The sequence below is a fragment of the Corynebacterium glyciniphilum AJ 3170 genome, assembly GCF_007673095.1.
Lineage (GTDB): Bacteria > Actinomycetota > Actinomycetes > Mycobacteriales > Mycobacteriaceae > Corynebacterium.
In genome coordinates this window covers 347,068-365,418 of sequence record NZ_VDYZ01000001.1, presented here as the reverse complement: position 1 = coordinate 365,418, position 18,351 = coordinate 347,068, and the positions used below count along the sequence as shown (strand labels likewise).

Annotated in this window: 21 protein-coding genes and 1 pseudogene; 11 read left to right on the top strand and 11 right to left on the bottom strand. The window is 65.9% G+C overall.

The genetic code is table 11. The annotated features are described in order from the left end of the window. Positions 1-95: 95 nt before the first annotated feature. Together FS507_RS01745 and FS507_RS01740 are read right to left on the bottom strand one after the other, a co-directional pair. On the bottom strand, positions 96-755 hold the full coding sequence (locus FS507_RS01745) for a DJ-1/PfpI family protein (RefSeq protein ID WP_145941094.1): 660 nt from the start codon (positions 753-755) through the stop codon (positions 96-98). Next, on the bottom strand, positions 749-1,207 hold the full coding sequence (locus tag FS507_RS01740) for a nuclear transport factor 2 family protein (protein WP_145941093.1): 459 nt from the start codon (positions 1,205-1,207) through the stop codon (positions 749-751). The genes FS507_RS01745 and FS507_RS01740 overlap by 7 nt, the downstream gene beginning before the upstream one ends. A gap of 53 nt (positions 1,208-1,260) precedes the next feature. Between FS507_RS01740 and FS507_RS01735 the strand changes: the two genes are divergently transcribed. Further along, entirely contained in the window at positions 1,261-2,235 is a 975-nt protein-coding gene (locus tag FS507_RS01735) for a GlxA family transcriptional regulator (protein ID WP_145941092.1), read from the top strand. Between the two features lie 23 nt (positions 2,236-2,258). On the opposite strand, the gene FS507_RS01730 is transcribed toward FS507_RS01735, so the two are convergent. Both FS507_RS01730 and FS507_RS01725 read right to left on the bottom strand, forming a co-directional pair. Continuing rightward, positions 2,259-3,530 carry a pyridoxal phosphate-dependent aminotransferase gene (locus FS507_RS01730; RefSeq protein ID WP_145941170.1) on the bottom strand — a complete coding sequence of 424 codons (1,272 nt, stop codon included), beginning with the start codon at positions 3,528-3,530 and terminating at the stop codon, positions 2,259-2,261. Further along, entirely contained in the window at positions 3,500-4,465 is a 966-nt protein-coding gene (locus FS507_RS01725; protein WP_145941091.1) for a DMT family transporter, read from the bottom strand. The genes FS507_RS01730 and FS507_RS01725 overlap by 31 nt, the downstream gene beginning before the upstream one ends. On the opposite strand from FS507_RS01725, the gene FS507_RS01720 reads away from it, so the two are divergent. Next, a complete protein-coding gene (locus tag FS507_RS01720) occupies positions 4,464-5,909 on the top strand; it encodes an aminotransferase-like domain-containing protein (protein ID WP_145941090.1) in 1,446 nt (481 codons plus the stop codon). The genes FS507_RS01725 and FS507_RS01720 overlap by 2 nt on opposite strands. Here FS507_RS01720 and FS507_RS01715 read toward each other — a convergent pair. The 4 genes from FS507_RS01715 to FS507_RS01700 form a co-directional block, all read right to left on the bottom strand. Beyond that, the gene (locus FS507_RS01715; protein ID WP_260853099.1) at positions 5,872-6,810 is read right to left on the bottom strand and encodes an HAD family hydrolase; all 939 of its coding nucleotides are present in this window, start codon (positions 6,808-6,810) and stop codon (positions 5,872-5,874) included. The genes FS507_RS01720 and FS507_RS01715 overlap by 38 nt on opposite strands. Beyond that, positions 6,749-7,195, bottom strand: a complete 447-nt coding sequence (locus FS507_RS01710) for an META domain-containing protein (protein ID WP_145941089.1) — start codon at positions 7,193-7,195, stop codon at positions 6,749-6,751. The genes FS507_RS01715 and FS507_RS01710 overlap by 62 nt, the downstream gene beginning before the upstream one ends. Continuing rightward, positions 7,195-7,617, bottom strand: coding sequence for an META domain-containing protein (locus FS507_RS01705; protein WP_145941088.1), 423 nt, complete (start codon positions 7,615-7,617; stop codon positions 7,195-7,197). The genes FS507_RS01710 and FS507_RS01705 overlap by 1 nt, the downstream gene beginning before the upstream one ends. Before the next feature lie 74 nt (positions 7,618-7,691). Then, a complete protein-coding gene (locus FS507_RS01700; protein WP_145941087.1) occupies positions 7,692-9,497 on the bottom strand; it encodes a penicillin-binding transpeptidase domain-containing protein in 1,806 nt (601 codons plus the stop codon). 148 nt (positions 9,498-9,645) lie between these two features. Between FS507_RS01700 and FS507_RS01695 the strand changes: the two genes are divergently transcribed. From FS507_RS01695 to FS507_RS17495, 8 genes and pseudogenes are all read left to right on the top strand, one after another. Beyond that, complete coding sequence (locus FS507_RS01695; protein WP_145941086.1) at positions 9,646-10,695, top strand: alpha/beta fold hydrolase; 1,050 nt, start codon at positions 9,646-9,648, stop codon at positions 10,693-10,695. Between the two features lie 160 nt (positions 10,696-10,855). Beyond that, positions 10,856-11,671 (top strand): thioesterase family protein, encoded by an 816-nt coding sequence (locus tag FS507_RS01690; protein ID WP_222121372.1) that lies wholly within the window; start codon positions 10,856-10,858, stop codon positions 11,669-11,671. A gap of 2 nt (positions 11,672-11,673) precedes the next feature. Further along, a complete protein-coding gene (locus FS507_RS01685) occupies positions 11,674-12,459 on the top strand; it encodes a class I SAM-dependent methyltransferase (RefSeq protein WP_145941085.1) in 786 nt (261 codons plus the stop codon). A 20-nt stretch (positions 12,460-12,479) separates the two neighbouring features. Beyond that, the gene (locus FS507_RS01680; RefSeq protein ID WP_260853098.1) at positions 12,480-13,040 is read left to right on the top strand and encodes a hypothetical protein; all 561 of its coding nucleotides are present in this window, start codon (positions 12,480-12,482) and stop codon (positions 13,038-13,040) included. Between the two features lie 24 nt (positions 13,041-13,064). After that, a complete protein-coding gene (locus FS507_RS01675) occupies positions 13,065-13,643 on the top strand; it encodes a hypothetical protein (RefSeq protein WP_145941083.1) in 579 nt (192 codons plus the stop codon). A 61-nt stretch (positions 13,644-13,704) separates the two neighbouring features. Continuing rightward, the gene (locus FS507_RS01670) at positions 13,705-14,682 is read left to right on the top strand and encodes an isopenicillin N synthase family dioxygenase (RefSeq protein WP_145941082.1); all 978 of its coding nucleotides are present in this window, start codon (positions 13,705-13,707) and stop codon (positions 14,680-14,682) included. A 27-nt stretch (positions 14,683-14,709) separates the two neighbouring features. After that, positions 14,710-15,432 (top strand): annotated as a pseudogene (gene ligD, locus FS507_RS18400) (non-homologous end-joining DNA ligase LigD); the annotation flags it as partial. A 5-nt stretch (positions 15,433-15,437) separates the two neighbouring features. Next, positions 15,438-15,998, top strand: a complete 561-nt coding sequence (locus FS507_RS17495) for a DNA polymerase ligase N-terminal domain-containing protein (RefSeq protein WP_260853097.1) — start codon at positions 15,438-15,440, stop codon at positions 15,996-15,998. A gap of 26 nt (positions 15,999-16,024) precedes the next feature. Here FS507_RS17495 and FS507_RS01660 read toward each other — a convergent pair whose 3' ends face one another. The 3 genes from FS507_RS01660 to FS507_RS01650 form a co-directional block, all read right to left on the bottom strand. Beyond that, positions 16,025-16,330 (bottom strand): thiamine-binding protein, encoded by a 306-nt coding sequence (locus tag FS507_RS01660; RefSeq protein WP_145941080.1) that lies wholly within the window; start codon positions 16,328-16,330, stop codon positions 16,025-16,027. A gap of 10 nt (positions 16,331-16,340) precedes the next feature. Then, positions 16,341-17,471 (bottom strand): aminotransferase class V-fold PLP-dependent enzyme, encoded by a 1,131-nt coding sequence (locus FS507_RS01655; protein WP_145941079.1) that lies wholly within the window; start codon positions 17,469-17,471, stop codon positions 16,341-16,343. Positions 17,472-17,544: 73 nt separating this feature from the next. After that, a complete protein-coding gene (locus tag FS507_RS01650) occupies positions 17,545-17,931 on the bottom strand; it encodes a RidA family protein (RefSeq protein WP_145941078.1) in 387 nt (128 codons plus the stop codon). Here FS507_RS01650 and FS507_RS01645 point away from each other — a divergent pair. After that, positions 17,930-18,343, top strand: a complete 414-nt coding sequence (locus FS507_RS01645; protein WP_260853096.1) for a DUF952 domain-containing protein — start codon at positions 17,930-17,932, stop codon at positions 18,341-18,343. The two genes, FS507_RS01650 and FS507_RS01645, sit on opposite strands and share 2 nt — an antisense overlap. The last annotated feature ends 8 nt before the right edge of the window (positions 18,344-18,351 follow it).

Sequence of the window (18,351 nt, the reverse complement as noted above, 5' to 3'; positions counted from 1 at the left end):
AAAGGCCTGGTCGATTTTACATACGCTGCTTAAGTAGTGCGATATCTGACCGGACGAACTGGAGAAAAGGGACTGAGCGAGGTCGGCGCGGCTCGTCAGACCGCACCGTGCACGGCGGCGAACGGGTCCCAGGTGGGATCCCGGTGAACCTCTAACTCGATATTGTCTGCGATCTCCTCGGCTATAGATGCACCTGCCAGCGCAGTGACCAGTGCGTGTGCCATGTCCATTCCCGCAGCGACCCCAGATGACGTCCATACCGGTATTTCGGCATCGTCGTCGACGACCCATCGTGCCTGCGGAACCCAGTCGACCTGTTCTCTCTGGGATGTGATCCAGGCCCACGCTTTCTTGTTCGATGTCGCCCGACGCCCGTCCAGTACGCCAGCGGCGGTGAGCACTGCGGAGCCGGTGCACACCGAGGTGACCACCGAGGCGCATTGGCAGATCGCCGCGATGTCGCCGAGAAAAACCGAGTCATGGATCAACGTGCGGTTACCGAAACCTCCAGGGATCATCACAACGTCGATGCCACCCTGCCTGTCCCGTAGATCGGTGAAGCTCACATCCGTCTGCACTTGCGCGCCCTGTGCACTGCGGACCAGGCGCTTTGCGGATACTCCGGCGAACTCCACCGTCCACCCCGGGACATGGCCGAACAGTTCGACCGGACCGAAGGCGTCGAGGATCTCGAACCCCTCGTAGAGGATCACCGTCACTGTCCTTCGCGGTGCGGTTTTGACCGGATTTACCATGGCGGGATCACCCCTTTTCCTGGTGTGACGCGCAGGTCAGATTCGACGACGGCGAGATCGTTAATGCTGGCCTCGCGGCGCCGCATCAGGCCGTGGGCGTCGAACTCCCACAACTCGTTGCCGTAGGACCGCCACCACTGACCGTTGCCGTCGTGCCACTCGTACTGGAATCGTACGGCGATTCTGTCACCGTCGAACGCCCATAGATTCTTGCGGAGCCGGTAGTCCAGTTCCCGGTTCCATTTTTCGGTGAGAAAGTGGACGACCGCGTCACGGCCGACGATGTATTCACTGCGGTTCCGCCAGCTGGTATCAGGTGTGTAGGCCAGTGCCACACGCTCCGGGTCACGGGTATTCCATGCGTCTTCAGCTGCCTGCACCTTGGCGACTGCATTTTCTCTCGTGAATGGAGGGGCTGGCGGTCTCACCAGGTCTTTTGTCTCGGACGTCATAAGATTCACGCTACGGTGTGGACTTCGTCGCGGTCGAGTGGCATAAATGACCTGTGTCGAACAATTCACGCCAGCACTCTCGTGCCCATCAGGTGGTGATCCTGGCCTTTCCCGAGGTAGTAGCTTTCGATCTGTCGACTGCGGCGCAAATCTTCGGGTTCCGGGATGAAGATGAATACCAGGCCACGGTCGTCGGAGCTGCGCCGGGCGAGGTATCGACCTCCACCGGCTTCAGTATCGGGGGTGTAGCGGGCCCGGAGGAGATCCTGCATGCGGACACCGTGATCGTCCCGGGGTTCAACAGTCGTCTTGATGTTGCTGATCCGGCGACGACGCGAGTGCTCGACCTGCTGCGACACGCTTCCGAGCACGGGATCCGGGTTGTGTCGATCTGCACTGGGGCGTTTGCGCTTGCTGCTGCGGGCCTGCTCGACGGTCGGTCTGCGACCACACACTGGTGCCGTACCGGGGAACTGCAGAAAAGCTACCCTGCGCTCACGGTCGATCCTGGAGTCCTGTACATCGACCACGGCGACATCGCCACCAGCGCCGGTGTCGCTGCCGGAATCGATCTCTGTCTGCACCTGGTGCGCCGTGACATGGGAGAAGACGTTGGTGCGCGTATCGCGCGGAGGATGGTGGTGGCACCGCACCGGACCGGCGGTCAGGCCCAGTTCATCGAGCATCCGACCCCGAAACCGGGTGTCGGTATGTCACCGGTGGTCCAGTGGATGACCGAGCATCTGGCCGAACCGCTGACGGTCGCCGACTGCGCCAACGAGGCAGGGATGTCCTTGCGGCATTTCCAGCGACGGTTCACGGTCGAATTCGGGGAGCCGCCCGCTGCGTGGCTTAACCGCCAACGCGTGACGGAGGCTCGGCGGCTCCTTGAGGTCAGCGATCTCACCGTCGATGCGATCGCCCGGCGAACCGGGCTCGGTTCGGCTACGAACATGCGTCGACACGTGTTGGCTCAGGTAGGAGTCACCCCGACGGCATACCGACGTAATTTCCGGAGGATGTCCTGAGGACTGACACTGACCGTCCGCACCTACTGCCGGTAACCCGCCAGGAAGTTCCCCATCCTCTCCATCGCTGTGGCGAGCACCTTCTCCTCCGGTAGCAGGACGATGCGCAGATGGTCCGGGGTCGGCCAGTTGAAGCCGGTGCCGTGGACCAGCAGGATGTGCTCGCGTTCCAGCAGGTCCATGACCAGTCTCTCGTCGTCGCGGATGTCGTGGACGCTCGGGTCCAGGCTGGGGAAGGCGTACAGTGCGCCACGCGGTGTCACACAGCTCACGCCGTCCATGCAGTTCAGCGACTTGTCCACGACGTCCCGCTGCCGGGTGAGCCGCCCTTCGGGCCCGGTGAGTTCGGCGATGGAGTGGTCGGCGTTCAGGCCCCCGCCACCCAGTGCCGCGACCACCGCGTGTTGGCCGGGAACATTAGGGCACAGGCGTGTTGATGCCATCAGTTCCAGTCCGTGCAGGAAGTCCGTGGCATGGTCCTTCGGCCCTGTCACCACCATCCACCCGGCGCGGTAGCCGGCCAGACGGCTGCTCTTCGACAGGCCGGAGTACGACAATGTCAGTACGTCCGGTGCGACGGCGGCGAGGTGGGTGTGGGCGGTCCCGTCGTAGGTGATCTCGTCGTAGATCTCGTCGACCAGCAGTGTGAGGCTGTACCGCCGGGCGATGTCGGCGATGCCCTCCAGGATGCGCCGTGGGTAGACCGCACCGGTGGGGTTGTTCGGGTTGATCACCACGATCGCCGTGGTGCGCCCGGTGATGCGGGACTCCATGTCACTCAGGTCCGGGTTCCAGCCGTCATGCTCATCACAGGTGTAGTGCACGGGGGCGCCGCCGGCGAGAGTGACCATCGCAGTCCACAACGGGTAGTCGGGTGCGGGGATGAGGATCTCGTCACCGTTGTCGACGAGGGCCTGGCAGGTCATGGTGATCAGTTCACTGACACCGTTGCCGAGGTAGACGTCGTCCCGTCGTAGCTCGGGGAAATCCGGGACCGCGCCGTAGCGTGCGGCCACCGCATCCAGCGCGGCGGGGATACCGTGGGAGTCCGAGTACCCGTGGGAGTTGGACAGTCTCCGTGACATCTCTGCGGTGATCAGCGGGGGAGCGGTGAAGCCGAAGGGCTGCGGGTTGCCGATGTTGAGCTTCAGGACGTCTATCCCGGAGCGTTCCATCTCTGCGGCACGGGCAGCGACGGGGCCGCGGATCTCGTAGAGAACGTTGCGGAGTTTTGAGGACTGACGGACGGTCTTTCTGGTGTGGTTCACGGTGTTTCCTCCAAGTCGGGGTGAAATCGGGACGGTGTTGTCCGTGCGCGTACGGCCGCTGTCGCGCAGACGATGACGAGTAGTCCACTGAGCAGGGTGGGAAGGGTGACGTTTTCCCTCAGCAGTAGCGCGGCCCAGGCGATGCTCAACAGTGGTTGAATCAACTGGACCTGACTGACCTGGAGCATGGGGCCGAGTGCGAGGCCGCGGTACCAGGCGAAGAATCCAAGGAACATGCTCACTATGCTGAGGTAACTGAACGAAGCCCAGGCGTCGGTGTCGATCGCCAGCCATGTGCCCCAGGAGTCAGGTGCACTCGTCACGGCGAGGACTGTCATCACCGGTAGCCCGAGTACCAGGGCCCAGCAGATGGTCTGCCAGGAGCCGAGGCCCCGCGAGAGCAGTCCTCCTTCTGCGTAGCCGACAGCGCCGGTGGCGACGGCGGCGAGCAGAAGAAGGTCTGCAGCGTGGGGGCCTCCTCCAATTCCGCCGCCGTGCAGGACACCGGCGGCGGCGGTCGCGACCGCTCCCAGCGCAGCGGCGCACCAGAACCGGGCTCCGGCACGTTCACGTGTACGTAGGACGGTGACGGTAGCGGTGGCTGCGGGCAGTGCCGCGATGACCACGGCGCCGTGGGCTGCCGGGACGTCCTGCAATGCCAGGGAGGTGCATACGGGGAATCCGACCACCACACCGCCGGTGACCAGGCTGAGTCGCAGCCACTGCCGGGCGCGGGGGAGTCGGCGGAACTGGTCGGTCACCAGGAGGAGGGCACCTGCCAGAACTCCGGCGACGACAGCCCGTCCGGTGCCCGTGAACACCGGGGAAAGTCCTCCGGTGACGGCGATTCGGGTGAGCGGGACAGTCAAGGAGAAGGCGAGGACGCCGAGTGCTCCCCACCACAGGCCCGACGGCAGTATCGGTGGACCGCTATCAGCAGTAGCGCTACTATTATCTTTCATGTCTCAGAGTAGCAGTGCCCGGCTGGTGGCGGAACTCCGGCAGTGGATCGAGGGCCGCACGGCCGGAACGAAACTGCCCGCCACCCGAGTGCTCGTCCGCGACCACGGGGTCGGGCCCGGTACAGTCCAGACAGCACTGCGTGTCCTCACCGCCGAAGGCCTGGTGGAGACCCGACCCGGTGTCGGCACCTTCGTCGCCGCAGGGCCGTCCGGACGTCGACTCCACCCCGCCGACTACTCCTGGCAGGCCGGTGCGCTCGGTGCCGCCACCTCTGTCGGAGCGACGACAGCCGCCTCCGGCGGCAGTGAGGACGGACCACTGCGTCCCACCCCCGAAGATGCCGTCAGTCTGCACAACGGTTACCCCGACCGCAGGCTGTTACCGGAGAAACTCGTACGTCAGTCCCTGGCCCGCGCCGCACGGAGCGACGCCGCGGTCACGGCGGCCCCGCGCGCAGGGGTCCCCGAACTCCGCCAATGGTTCGCCCACGAACTCGGTCAGTACACCCCCGCCGGGACTCCACCGGCCGCAGCTGCCGATGTCACCGTCCTTCCCGGTACCCAGTCCGGCCTCGCGGCGATCTTCCGCGCGGTTGCCGCACCCGGAGACCCGGTGGTCATCGAGTCACCCACCTACTGGGGCGCAATCCTCGCCGCCGGTGAATCCGGGGTCCGGCTGGTTCCGGCGGTGGGCGGTGACGACGGTCCGGACCCCGTCGAACTCGACAGGACACTCGCCCGCACCGGCGCCCGCGCCTTCTACGCCCAACCGCGTTACGCCAACCCCACCGGAGTCACCTGGTCACCGAGCCGGCGCCGCGAGATCAGCGACGTTCTCGCACGCCACGGTGCCTTCCTCATCGAAGACGACTGGGCGCACGATTTTGGTATGACCGACCACCCCGAGCTGGCACCACTGGCCGCCCAGGATGACGCGGGGAGGGTGATCTACCTACGCTCCCTGACCAAGAGCGTCTCCCCGGCGTTACGGGTGGGCGCCGTCATCGCCCGGGGCCCTGTGGGCGAACGGATCCGTGCCAACGTCACGGCATCGGCAATGTACGTCAGCCCACTGCTCCAGGCGGCGGCCCTGGACGTCGTCAGCCAACCGGCCTGGCGGACACACCGGGCGTCACTACGGGGCCAGCTGCGCTCCCGACGAGACCTCCTGGTCGACGCGGTCCACACCCACCTTCCGGAAGCGGCGCTCTCCGGGGTGCCCGGCGGGGGACTGAACCTGTGGGTGCGACTGCCCGCCACGACCGACCTGCACCGGCTGGTCATCGAGTGCGAACGCGCCGGGGTGATGATCGCCTCCGGCGACGGCCTGTTCCCTGCGGAACCCACGGGAAAATTCATCCGACTCAACTTCGCCGGACCCGACCCCGGTCGGTTCGACCCGGCGGTCAGGACAGTCGCCGAGGTCCTGTCACGCTGTTGTTGAGGTGTCTGCTGAGATGGCCGCTGATCTGCTCGAGTACCTCCGCGACCCCGTCATCGTCCGCACCCGCGGTGATCTCGTCGGCGATGGCCAGGACTGCAGGATCTGCATTGGCGACCGCCACACCCCGACCTGCCCACTGCAGCATGTCGATGTCATTCAAACCGTCGCCGAGGGCCAGCACCTCCTGCGGGGCGATCCCCAGATGGGAGCACAACCGCGCCAGTCCGGCGGCCTTGGAGACTCCGGCAGCCATCACCTCCACGAACGGGGCACCAGACAGTGTGACCTCTACCCCTCCGAGTCGGATCACCTCGTCGGACACGGCGGCGAACAGGTCCTCAGCGGGGATCGACGGGTGACGGAACACCAGTTTTCCCGCCGGCACCGCGACGAGTTCCCCGGCATCAACCCGTTCCATGGACGCCGGGTCACGGCTGTGGTCCGAGGTGGACGCCAGGTCGGCGTACCCGCTTTCGGCGACGAAGCGCGCGCCGAGATCCCGGACGGCGGCGAAACGGGTGCCGGGGACGCGGTCACGCACAGTCTCGACCACCTGCGCAAGGGACACCGGGGCGGCCTCGACGGAGAAAAGCACCTCGCCGCTGCCCAGGTGGACGCCACAGGCACCGTTGCCGCAGACGGCCCAGTCCGAGAAACCCGTGCGCCCGTTGACCGCCACGACCCCACGGACATTGCGGGCGGTGGCGGGGATGATCCGGACACCGGCCGTACGCGCCGTCTCGAGAGCGGCGACGGTGCGGGCGCTGACGGTCTTGTCACTCCGCAGCAGCGTGTTGTCCAGGTCGGTGGCGATCAGCCGGACGGGGGTCATGCCGGTGTCATTCCGGCTTGTCGCCGGGCTCGCTACCGGGGACGAGGGTGCCGAGTTCTTCACCGTCACGTCCGAGTACTGTGAGCGCTCCGTCGCCCAGCTCCACGGTGCTCACCCCGAGCAGCCACTGCGACCAGCCGTCCCCGCAGGCCATCATCGTGGTGGGGAACGGCTCCACCGTCGCGGTAGTGCCGTCGACAGAATAGGTCGTGGTGATGCCGTTGCAGGCGTCACTGCCGGTGATGCCGCCGTCGCCGTCGAAGCTCAGGTAGCCTTTCCCGTCGGGATCCACCCAGGTGCCGGTGAAGTCGGTCGGTGAGTCGGGCGATGTGTCAGGAACGGTGCTGGCCTCCGTTGTCTGGGGTCGGTCGGGATCATCGGAACCGCCGCATGCCGTCAGCCCCACGGCGAGCAGGACCGCGGCAAGCGCCGTGGCCGGGCGTCCTGCCCGCATCAGAAGGCCGGACGCAGGACGCCGAGGACGCCACCGTCGTCACCGTGGACCACCAGTACCGCACCGTAGTGGTGGATGGTGGACACCCCCTGCAGCCACTGGCTCCACGGTCCGGTGCACGCCATCATCGTGGAGATGAAGGGATCGACCTCGGCGACATTGCCGTTGACCGTGTACGACGAACCGACGCCGTTGCAGCCGTCCGTGCCGGAGATCCGCCCCTGGTCGAACGTGACCTTCGCGCCGCCGGCCGGGTTCGCGTCGACCCAGGTGCCCGTGAACGGAACTGCAGGCAGGGAGGGCAGGGAGGGCAGGGACGACCCAGGGAGCTCCGGTTGGGCGGCAGCGGCCGGGGTGCCGGCCAGACCGACGACGGCCAGCGCGGCGACTGCTCCGGTGAGAACTTTGCGTGTGAGGGTCATGACGTTCCACTCCTTGGTGGGGTCGGTGAGGCTCGCTTCTGTTATCTGTCCCATCGCCCCGGGCTATCGGGGTGTTAACCGGTGATCTCGTCCAGGGCATCGTCACGCAGGAAGTCGCCCGCCATCTCGACAGCCGGTCCAGAGGAGTCTGCCCCCTCGATGAACACGCAGAATGCGAGGTCACCGACACTGCCGACGAACCACCCGTGGGCGTCGCCGTCGCCGACTTCGGCGGTACCGGTCTTCCCGCCCAACCCGTCGATGTCGCTGAGTGACGAGGCTGTACCGGAGGTCACTGCTTCGCGCATCATCGACCGCAGGGCCCCGACCACGTCAGGATCGAGGGGATCGGGGGAGGTGTCCTCCAGGTCGCTGGTCGTCTCTTCACCCTGGATCACCGACGGGGTGACCATCCTGCCGTCATGGGCGACCGATGCCTCCATGAGTGCCAGGCCGAACGGAGAGGCCAGTACCTCGCCCTGGCCGATCGCCGACTCGACCCGCGCGGCACCGGGCTCGGTGACAGGGACGGAGCCGGTCATGCTCGTCATCCCGGGCGCATTGAAGTCGACGCCCAGTCCCAGCCGGGCCGCGGTGTCCTTGAGGTCCGACGGTTCGAGGCCGCGGGAGATCAACGCCTGGGTGGTGTTGCAGGACTCGGCGAACGCGGTGTGCATCGGCACGGTCCCCAGGTCGAAGTCATTGTCATTGGGAATGACCCTGCCGTCGACGTCGACACTGGCGGGGCACTCGACCTCCTCGTCCGGACTGACCGTCCCCCGGGCGAGCGCTGCGGCGGTGGTCACGGTCTTGAACGTGGAGCCGGGAGGGAACTGGCCGGTCATTGCAGGGGTGCCCTGACTGTCCGCTGCGGCGTTCTGGGCGGAGGCGACGAGGCCCCCGGTGGAGGGATTGAGCGCCACGATGGACGCCGCGCGGTCTTCTGAGTCCAGGACCCGTTGTGCGGCGGCCTGGACCCCCATGTCCATCGTCGTCCGGATCGGGTCGGAGCTTTCAGGCTTCTCCTGTCCCAGAATCTCACCCTCGAGGCCCTGCTCCTCGTCACCGGTGGTGGTCAGCGTCCACCCGGCCGTGTCATCGAGACGTTCCTCCCAGTACGCACGCACATCACCGTCCACCGGGGACGACGTCCCGTCGGAGGACAGCAGTCGTCCCTCCTCCCGTGAGCTCACTCCGGCGACGTCGTCGAGGGCACCTGTGACCTTCTCGGCGTCCTCAGGCCGGAGTGAGAACAACGTGGTCGCGTCCTCGCCGTTCTCGTCGGCGTCGGCGATCTGCGCGGCAATCTCGCCGGCGTCAATGTCGTCGATCGCCGGACGGGCCGCGTCGGCGATGGCAGAGGCCTGCTGCTCCGGTGCCATCTCCTCGGTGGTGCTCGCCGAGAAAACGGTCACCGTGGTCCAGGACATCTGTGTGTCGTTACGGGCGTCGAGGACGGGAAGGTCGTAGGTGCGGTCATCGGAGTAGGACACCGTGGTTTCGGGGGTCAGCGCCGAGGCGAAGATCCGCGGGTCCCAGGTGACCGGGTCGCCGTCACCGTCCGTCGTCGACAGTGCTCCCTCGGAGGTGACCTCGTCGCCCGACGGGACGGTCCAGGTCGTTGTCGTCGTACCGTCCTCGATGTCCAGGTGCACGGAGGTGTCACCGGTGGAGTCGTCCAGCTCGGTGAGATAGCGCTCCGCGGTGTCGGGGTCGTCGGTGTGCGCGGCGGCGCCGGCCCAGTCACCCTCGTTGACCAGGTTGATGAACTCGTCGGTGGGGGAGTCGCTCCACGGCGCCGAACACCCGCCGAGCAGGACAGCGGTGGACAGGAGAGCCCCTGTCACGGGCAGACAGGTACGACGGGTGAGAGTTCTCATGGGTCCAAGTTCACCGTTCCGGGCCCACGGATGCAAGGTGCGAGGGAAAACAGGGTAGTTTTGCAGGAGAATGGGAATGCCGGGAATCCGGTCCTGTCTCGCCCCTTTGTTCCGCCTTATTCCGCACTGTTCCAGGAGGTAACCGGACATGATCGAGAACAACTTCTACACCGCAGAAACCCAGGGTCCCTACGAGACCGCCTCCATCGGTCGGCTCGAACTCGAGGACGGGGGAGTGATCGACGACTGCTGGCTGGCCTACGCCACCGCCGGCACCCTCAATGCTGACAGAACGAACGCGATCCTCATCCCGACCTGGTATTCCGGCACCCACGGGACATGGTTCCAGGAGTACATCGGCACGGGCCATGCACTGGACCCGTCGAAGTACTTCATCATCTGCGTCAACCAGATCGGTAACGGAATGTCCGTGTCCCCGAGGAACACCGACGACGACTCCATCGCGATGTCGGCATTCCCGAAGGTGAGGATCGGCGACGACGTCGTGGCTCAGCAGCGGCTGCTCCATCAGGAATTCGGCATCGAGGAACTCTTCGCGGTCGTGGGCGGGTCAATGGGCGCCCAACAGACCTATGAGTGGATCGTGCGTTTCCCGGACAGGGTCCACCGTGCCGCGGCCATCGCCGGAACCGCACAGAACACCCCGCACGACTTCCTGTTCACCCAGACTCTCAACGAAACCATCGAATCCGATCCCGGGTTCGCCGGGGGCGAGTACACCTCCCACACCGATGTTGCCGACGGCCTGCGACGCCAGTCCCACCTGTGGGCCGTCATGGGGTTCTCGACGACCTGGTGGAAGAAGGAGGCCTGGCGCGGTCTCGGCTTCGACGCTCCTGAGGCGGTTCTGTCTGACTTCCTGGATCCGTTGTTCATGTCGATGGACCCGAACACACTGCTGAACAATGCATGGAAATGGCAGAGAGGCGACGTGGCCCGGCACACCGGCGGCGACCTTACCGCAGCACTTGCCCGGATACGGGCCACGACGTTCGTGATGCCGATCAGCGAAGACATGTTCTTCCCGGTCCGTGACTGCGCTGCAGAACAGGAGTTGATTCCCGGCAGCGAACTGCGGGTCATCACTGATGACGCGGGACACCTCGGGCTGTTCAACATCAGCCCGGGCTACATGAGTCAGATCGACGCGAACCTCACAGACCTGTTTTCCCGCTGAACAGCCCCCGCACACGCCCCGGCCCCGGGGAGACTCACTCGAGAGGTAGGAATGGCCCCACGGTGAAAACCCACCTGGGTAACCTGTTCGCCAAAATCGGTGCGGTCTCGCGGCTCCAAGCCGCCCTGTGGCACCGGGAACACCGGGTACAATGATCCGGGTGAGCGAATACGCAGACGTCAGTGCCGTCACACCGAGCGGCGACCACCTCTGGAGCGCAGAGATCGACCCGGGATGGACCATCCTGGGCAACCCGAACGGCGGCTACCTGCAGACGGTCATGGCACGGGCGGCAGTGGCCGAGGCCGAACAGTCCACCGACGCCAACGTCCACCCCCATACCGTCGCCGCCTCCACCCATTTCCTACGGTCACCACGCCCGGGAGCAGTGGATCTGAGCTCTGAACTCCTGCGCAGCGGGAGGACCACCACACAGGTCCGCGTCCGGATGAGCCAGCAGGGGAAGATCACCGGCGAATCACTGTTCACCCTCGGAGCACTCGGTGACGCCGACGTCGACTGGTCCACGGCGGACCTCCCCGCGCCGGGAGCTCCCTTCGCCGAGTGCGTCCGGTTCACGCCGCCGCCCGAGCAGTTTCCCGTGGAGATCCTCCACCACGCCGGGCTGTACCTGCACCCCGGGCAGACCGCCTTCACCGCCGGTGAACCCCGCGGATACGGCGAGGTACGGGCATGGGTCGAGCTGCCGGACGGGGAGAACTTCACCCCGGAGTCCCTGCTGCTTGCCGCCGACGTGCTCCCGCCGGCGACGTTCGACGTCCAGCCCGGCGGGTGGGTACCGACCATCGAGCTGTCGACATATGTCCGGGCGGTGCCCGCGCCCGGACCGGTGAACGTCCTGTTGAAGGCCAATCTCATCCAGGGCGACCGGGTCGACGAGTCTGCGACCGTGTGGGATGCGGCAGGAACACTCGTCGCCCAGTCCCATCAGTTCGCCGGGATCCGGTTCTCCTGACCATGAAGTACACCCACGGACACGGTCCGGCGGTCCTCGCCAACCACGTGACGCGCACCGCACAGGACTCCATGGCGTTCGTCCTCCCGTACCTGCACCGCGACTCGCGGGTCCTCGATGTGGGGTGTGGTCCCGGATCGATCACCCTGGACCTGGCAGCTGCCATCGCTGGTGAGGGTGGGGCGGCGTCCCAGGTCATCGGTGTGGAGAACACCCCGGCACCTGTGGCCGCCGCCGGGGAGTTGGCTCGTCGCCGCGGTATCGGTGCGGTGTTCATGACCGGTGACGCACAGGCACTGCCGTTCCAGGACGGGACCTTCGACGTCGTCGTCGCGCACCAGGTGCTCCAGCACCTGGGTGACCCGGTCGGCGCTCTACGCGAATGCGCACGTGTCGCCGCCCCCGGCGGCGTCGTCGCGGTACGGGACGCCGACTACGACGGCATGTTCTTCCATCCGCAGCCGGAGGGAATGCTGGAATGGCAGCGCGACTACCGGCGTCGGGCACGGGCCAACGGCGGAGAACCCGATGCCGGACGCCGCCTGCCGGAGTGGGCCCGGGCCGCCGGATTCGGCCCCGGGCAGCTCACCTTCAGCACGACGACATGGCAGTACAGTGCCGGGGCGGGGGCCTCGTGGTTGGCGGACAACTGGACCCGCCGCACCCGTGAGTCCGGTGCCGTCCCTGCAGATGCCACCGACCGAATCTGTGCCGGATGGCGGACCTGGAGCGAGGATGAGGCAGCGGTCTTCGTGATGCCGCACGGTGAGTTGTTGATCCGGGTGTGACCGGATGGAAGACTGGTCACATGAGTAACCAGCAGCCCTACCGTCAGGATCCGAACCGTGGCTACGGCCAGCAGTACGAGCCGACGCGGCAGTATGCGCCGCAACAGCCGCGGCAGAACCAGGGCTACCAGCAGCAGTCTCAGTCGCCCCAGTCGCCTAGGCCCGAGAACCTGCTGGCAGGGCGGTTCGACACCAAGAAGGTCATCATCAACCTGGTGATCCTCGGTGTGCTCTGCGCGGTGATCTCCTTCGCCGTCCTGCTGGTGATCGACCTCATCGTCTCCGCCGTGACCGGCTGGGCCGCGCAGGGGCCGGGTGCCGCGGTCGTCTACGGGGCGATCGCCGGCATTGTCGGTGTCCTCGCCGGTCTGCTGTACATCCCGGTGGTCGGCACCGGGAACGAGAACCTCTTCGGCGCCGCGATCCTCGCCCTGGCCATTGCCGCAGGTGTGGTGTACGTCCTGCTCGGCGGGTTGCTGGACGGGGACTGGAATACACTGCTGACCCTCGGTGCGATCCTGTGCACGGCAGGTACGGCCTATGTGGCGCCGACACGTATCGAGTCCGCCCGCGTGAGGTAGGGGGAGCCGGGACAGGAGGGGACAATGCCGCGGACGTCAGCTGTAGACGGTGAGATCACCCGGGTGGTACAGGCCACCGGAGTGGACTGGGACAGCATGGTCCGCGCATTTGAGGCTGCCGGTGGTGCGGAGTCACCCCACGCAGACCTGGCGGCTGCGGTGCATCCCCTGATGGTCGCTTCCGGGGTCGACAACCCGGGGTGGTGGGGGCAGGGGGCCACAGTGGCCTACGAGAAGCAGATCGGTCGTCGCGTCACCGGGCAGTCGAGCGCGGGGGATTTCCAGGTGGCGGCGTCACGCACCGTGGATGCAGGGCCCGAGGGACCGGAAGGGGACGACGGTCCGGCGACAGTCCGCGACAGGGTGGGCGCGAGGATCGTCGCCGACGAGCCTGTCCGGCTGCGCGGCGAACCGCGTGTCTCTGACACCCCGAAACGGTCCTACTGGCGGTGCTCGCTCGAGGACGGAACCTCACTCGAGGTCGCGGTGGCACCGAAGAATCAGACGCGGGTGACAGTGACGCTCACCGTCTCCGGCATGGTGTCTGCCGAACAACGCGAGACGATGCGTGCAGTGCTGAAGGAGATCCTGGCGGCAGTGTGACGGGCGTGTACGATATTGCCCACACCGCAGGATGAAGAAAGGCAAACCTTTGACGGGCACGATGCTGGATATCCCTCTGATCGATGTCGCGGAATGGCGCACCGCACCGGTGGAACGACGTGGAGAACTCGCCGACCGTCTGGACCGCGCCATGCAGGACTCCGGGTTCTTCATGGTCAGTGGGCACGGTATCGATGACACATGGTCGGCCGAACTCCGTACCGCGGCGGCGGAGTTCTTCCACCTGCCGGACGCCACCAAGGAGAAGTATCGGACCGTCGTCGGAGGTCGCGGTTGGATACGCACCGGCGACGAAGCCAACGCCTACTACGGTGAGGAGGTCGACCCGGACACGGCCGACCTCAAGGAGACCCTGACGTTCGGCCGTGAGCACCGCACCGGCGACCAGGACATCGACGTGGTGTACTTCCGTCCCAACGTGTACCCCGACGAGGTTCCGTCGCTGGAGGCGCTGGTCAGCCGCTGGGCAGGAGCAGCCCGTGATCTCTACCGCGACCTGCTGGAAATGCTCGCCACCGCACTGGGGCTGGACGAGCGCTTCTTCGTCGACCGCGCGGAAAACTCGCCGCACACCTTCAACATCAACCGGTACCCGGCGCTCTCCGTGGTGGGGCGTGCCAAGCAGGGCCAGTACCGGATAGCTCCGCACACGGACTGGGGACTGGTGACGATCCTCGACCGTGAACCCGGTTACGGCGGACTGCAGGTCCAGACCGCCGACGGAGAGTGGCAGGATGCGCCTTATGTCGAGGGGGCGTTGACGATCAACATCGCCGACCTGCTGGCGCGCTGGACCGGGGACCGGTGGCGTTCCACCCGTCACCGCGTTCTGGCGCCCAGTGAGGATGCGCCGTCTGAGGAGCTGTACAGCATCATCGCGTTCATGGAGCCTGACATGACACAGGTGGTTGAACCCCTCGCCCCGCCGGTTGGAGGGGGAGCGGACTACACGCCGGTGCGCGCTGCGGAGTACTTCAGCGAACGCAACGCGGCCGCGACCGTGGGAGGCCTTCCGTGACTTCCCTGACCGTGCCACACTGGCGGCATGAGTACTGCCGAGACAGTTGAGGTCGACGGACGTTCTGTGCGGGTCACGCACCCGGACAAGGTGATGTACCCGTCAACCGGGACCACCAAACGGGACGTCATCGACTATCTGCGCACAGTCGCCCCATGGCTGGTGGGCCATGCGCATGACCGACCAGCCACCCGTAAGCGGTGGGTCGACGGGGTGGGGACCGCCGAACACCCTGGGCAGTTCTTCTTTGAACGGAATCTGCGTCCGGGCAGTGCGCCGGACTGGGTGACGACGCGGCGGTTCGAGCACCAGACCCGGCTGACCCGCTATCCGTTGGTCAACGATGCGGCCACGCTGGTCTGGTTGGCCCAGTTGGACGCGCTCGAGATCCACACGCCCCAGTGGCGTTACGGGCCGCGCGGCGGGATTCACGGACCTGACCGGATGGTCTTCGACCTTGACCCTGGTGAGGGGGCAAGCCTGGCGCAGTGCGCGGACGTTGCACACCTCGTCCGGGAAGAACTCGATGCGCGCGACCTCCTGTCAGTACCCGTGACTACCGGCAGCAGCGGGATCCATGTCTACGCGGAGGTGGCCTCAGGCCACCGTCCGTCCGTCGTCCGGGATACCGTCCATCGCATTGCCGATGATATCGCCGAGAAACACCCGGATCTCGTGGTGTCCACGATGGCCAGGGAAGAGCGTCGAGGAAAAGTCCTGATTGACTGGAGCCAGAACGACGGGGTGAAGACCACGTGCGTACCCTATTCACTGCGCGGACGGGCGCGGCCGACGGTCGCAGGGCCCGTACCTGGGACGAAATCGACAGTGACGTCCGCCAGCTCGGCTTCCGGCAGGTCGCCGACCGGCTGCTCAGCCGCGGTGATCCGTTGGATGTCCTGCTGGGGCCCGGTGACGGCGGACCGTCCTTCGTCATCCAGGAACATGATGCATCGCACCTGCACTGGGACTTCCGCCTGGAGCATGACGGTGTGCTGGTGTCCTGGGCACTGCCGAAAGGGGTGCCACGGGACTCCGGAATCAACCGGCTGGCGGTGCAGACGGAGGATCATCCGCTCAGTTACGGTGGATTCGAGGGCAGGATCGACGCGGGCAGCCCCGGCGCCGGCACCGTGGATATCTGGGACGCGGGGTTCTACAGCCTCAAGAAATGGCAGGACGACGAGATCGTCGTGACGCTGTACGGGCGACAGAACGGAGGACTCGGCGGGGAACCTCAGAAGTTCTCCCTGATCCGGGCACGGATGAATGACGACAGCCGAAACTGGCTGCTGCATCTGATGTCCACCGAGTAATCAGTCCGGTGCTCCCGCCGGCCCCGTTACTGCTCGCCGAGGTGCGCGTCCAGCCGTTCGACCTTTCCACTGATTTCCCCGGTGCGCCCGGGGCGCAGGTCCGCCTTCAGGACGAGTGAGACGCGAGGGGAATACTCACCGACCGCCTCGCAGGCACGCTTGACGACCGGCATCACCTCGTCCCACTCGCCCTCGATGGTGGTGAACATCGACGTTGTCTCGTGGGGGAGACCGGACTCCCGGATGACGTCGACTGCCTTGGCCACGATGTGGGCCATGGAGCCGTCGGGCTCGGGGGTCGTCGCCGGGGCTATGGAGAACGCGAACAACATACCGGCCAGCCTACATTCCCAGCTTCTCCAGGGCCGTCCGCAGACGCTCAACGGTGCCGTCGACGTCGGCCAGCTTGTCGAGACCGAACAGGCCCAGACGGAACGTGGAGAAGTCCTCCGGCTCACCGCACTGCAGGGGGACACCACCTGCGACCTGCACACCGGCCTCCTTGAACTTCGCGCCGGACTTCACGGCCGGGTCATCGGTGTAGGCCACGACGACGCTGGGGGCGGCGAACTCTCCGCTGGAGATCGTGGTGATGCCGTGCTCGGCGAGCAGAGCACGGACCTTGGTGCCGAGGTCGATCTGTGCCGCGCGCAGGTTCTCCAACCCGCGGTCGCGTGCCTCGGCCATCAGCTCAGCGTTGTGCGCCAGCCCGTCGGTCGGCAGTGTGGCGTGGTAGGGGGTACGACCCTCGCCGTATTCGTCGGTGATGAACAGCCACTTCTTGAGGTCGACGGCGAAGCTGGTCGAGGTGGAGTCGTTCACGGCGTCGCGTCCTGCTTCGCTGAGCATGACGTAGCCGGCACAGGGGGTGCCGCTCCATCCCTTCTGTGGGGCGCTGACCAGTACGTCGACGCCGGTGTCCGTCATGGAGACCCAGGAGGCACCGGAGGCGACGCAGTCGAGGACGACCAGTGCGTCGACCTCGTGGGCTGCCTTGGCCATGGCGGTGATGTAGCTGTCGGTCAGCTGGATACCTGCGGCGGTTTCCACATGCGGGGCGATGACCACCTCAGGGCGTTCGCGACGGATCGCGGCGGTGACGTCCTTGATCGGGGCGGGGACCCAGGTGGAGGTCGGCTCGTCGCCGGTCTGCCGGGCCTTGAGGACGGTCACATCGTCGGTGATCCTGCCTGCGTCGATGATCTGTGACCAGCGGAAGGAGAATAGACCGTTGCGGACGATCAGTGCGCGTTTCCCCGTGACGAGCTGGCGCGCGACAGCCTCCATGGCGTAGCTGCCGCCGCCGGGCACGACGGCGACGGTGGCGGCGTCGTAGGTTGTTGTCAGAATGTCGCGGATATCCTGCATGACCTTCGTGAACCGGGCCGACATGTGGTTGAGGGACCGGTCCGTGAAGACGACGGAGTATTCGAGCAGTCCATCGGGGTCGATATCATTGTGTGGGAGGTTCATGCTCTTATTCTCCCACAGAGTGATCTGTCTCTCAGCATGAGGGGTGACAACTGTCCCGGGCGATTCGACGTGGTCAGGCGCTGTCGTCGGTCGCGATGATGGCCTCGATCTGGACGGATGCGCCGAGGGGGAGTGCAGCGACCTGAATGGTTGTCCGTGCCGGATACGGCTCTGTGAGCCACCGGGCGTACTCCTCGTTGACGGCATTGAAGTCGTCGTAGGAGGTCAGGTAGACCGTCGTTCTCATGACCTGGGACCAGGTGAGTTCATTCTCGGAGAGGAGCACGCCGAGGTTCTCCATCATCAGTTCGCACTGCTCACTCACATTGTTCGATGTGAGCTCGCCGGTCGAACGGTCCTGACCGATGATCCCGGCGGTGTATGCGACCCCGTTGTGCGTGGTCAGGTGAGAGAACGGTGCCGAGGACTGATGGAGCGTGGCGCTGAAGAAGTGGTCCATGGCGATTCAGCTTAAACCGACGGGACATGCCACGCAGCGGTTCGGTCTACGGCAGAGTGGAGGAATGCCGATCTACCACATCGCCCGCGTTCCCGACTGGACCAATGCACAGAGGGAAGGGGAGTACCGCGTCTCGACATCAGGTATGTCCTTGGATGAGGTCGGGTACGTTCATGCTTCTACGGCAGCGCAGGTCGTGCCAACCGCGGAACGTTTCTATCAGGATGAGACCGTCCCGCTGTGTGTCCTGGCCATTGATGAGTCAGCCGTCCAACATTCGGGAACTGAGATCCGCGAGGAAAGCGGAGACAACGGGCAGTGGTACCCGCACATTTACGGAGCATTGGATCCGGAGTGGGTCATCACGGTGCACCCGGGGGAGTTCGGAACAGACGGTCGCTTCGTCTGGTGAGTCCGCTG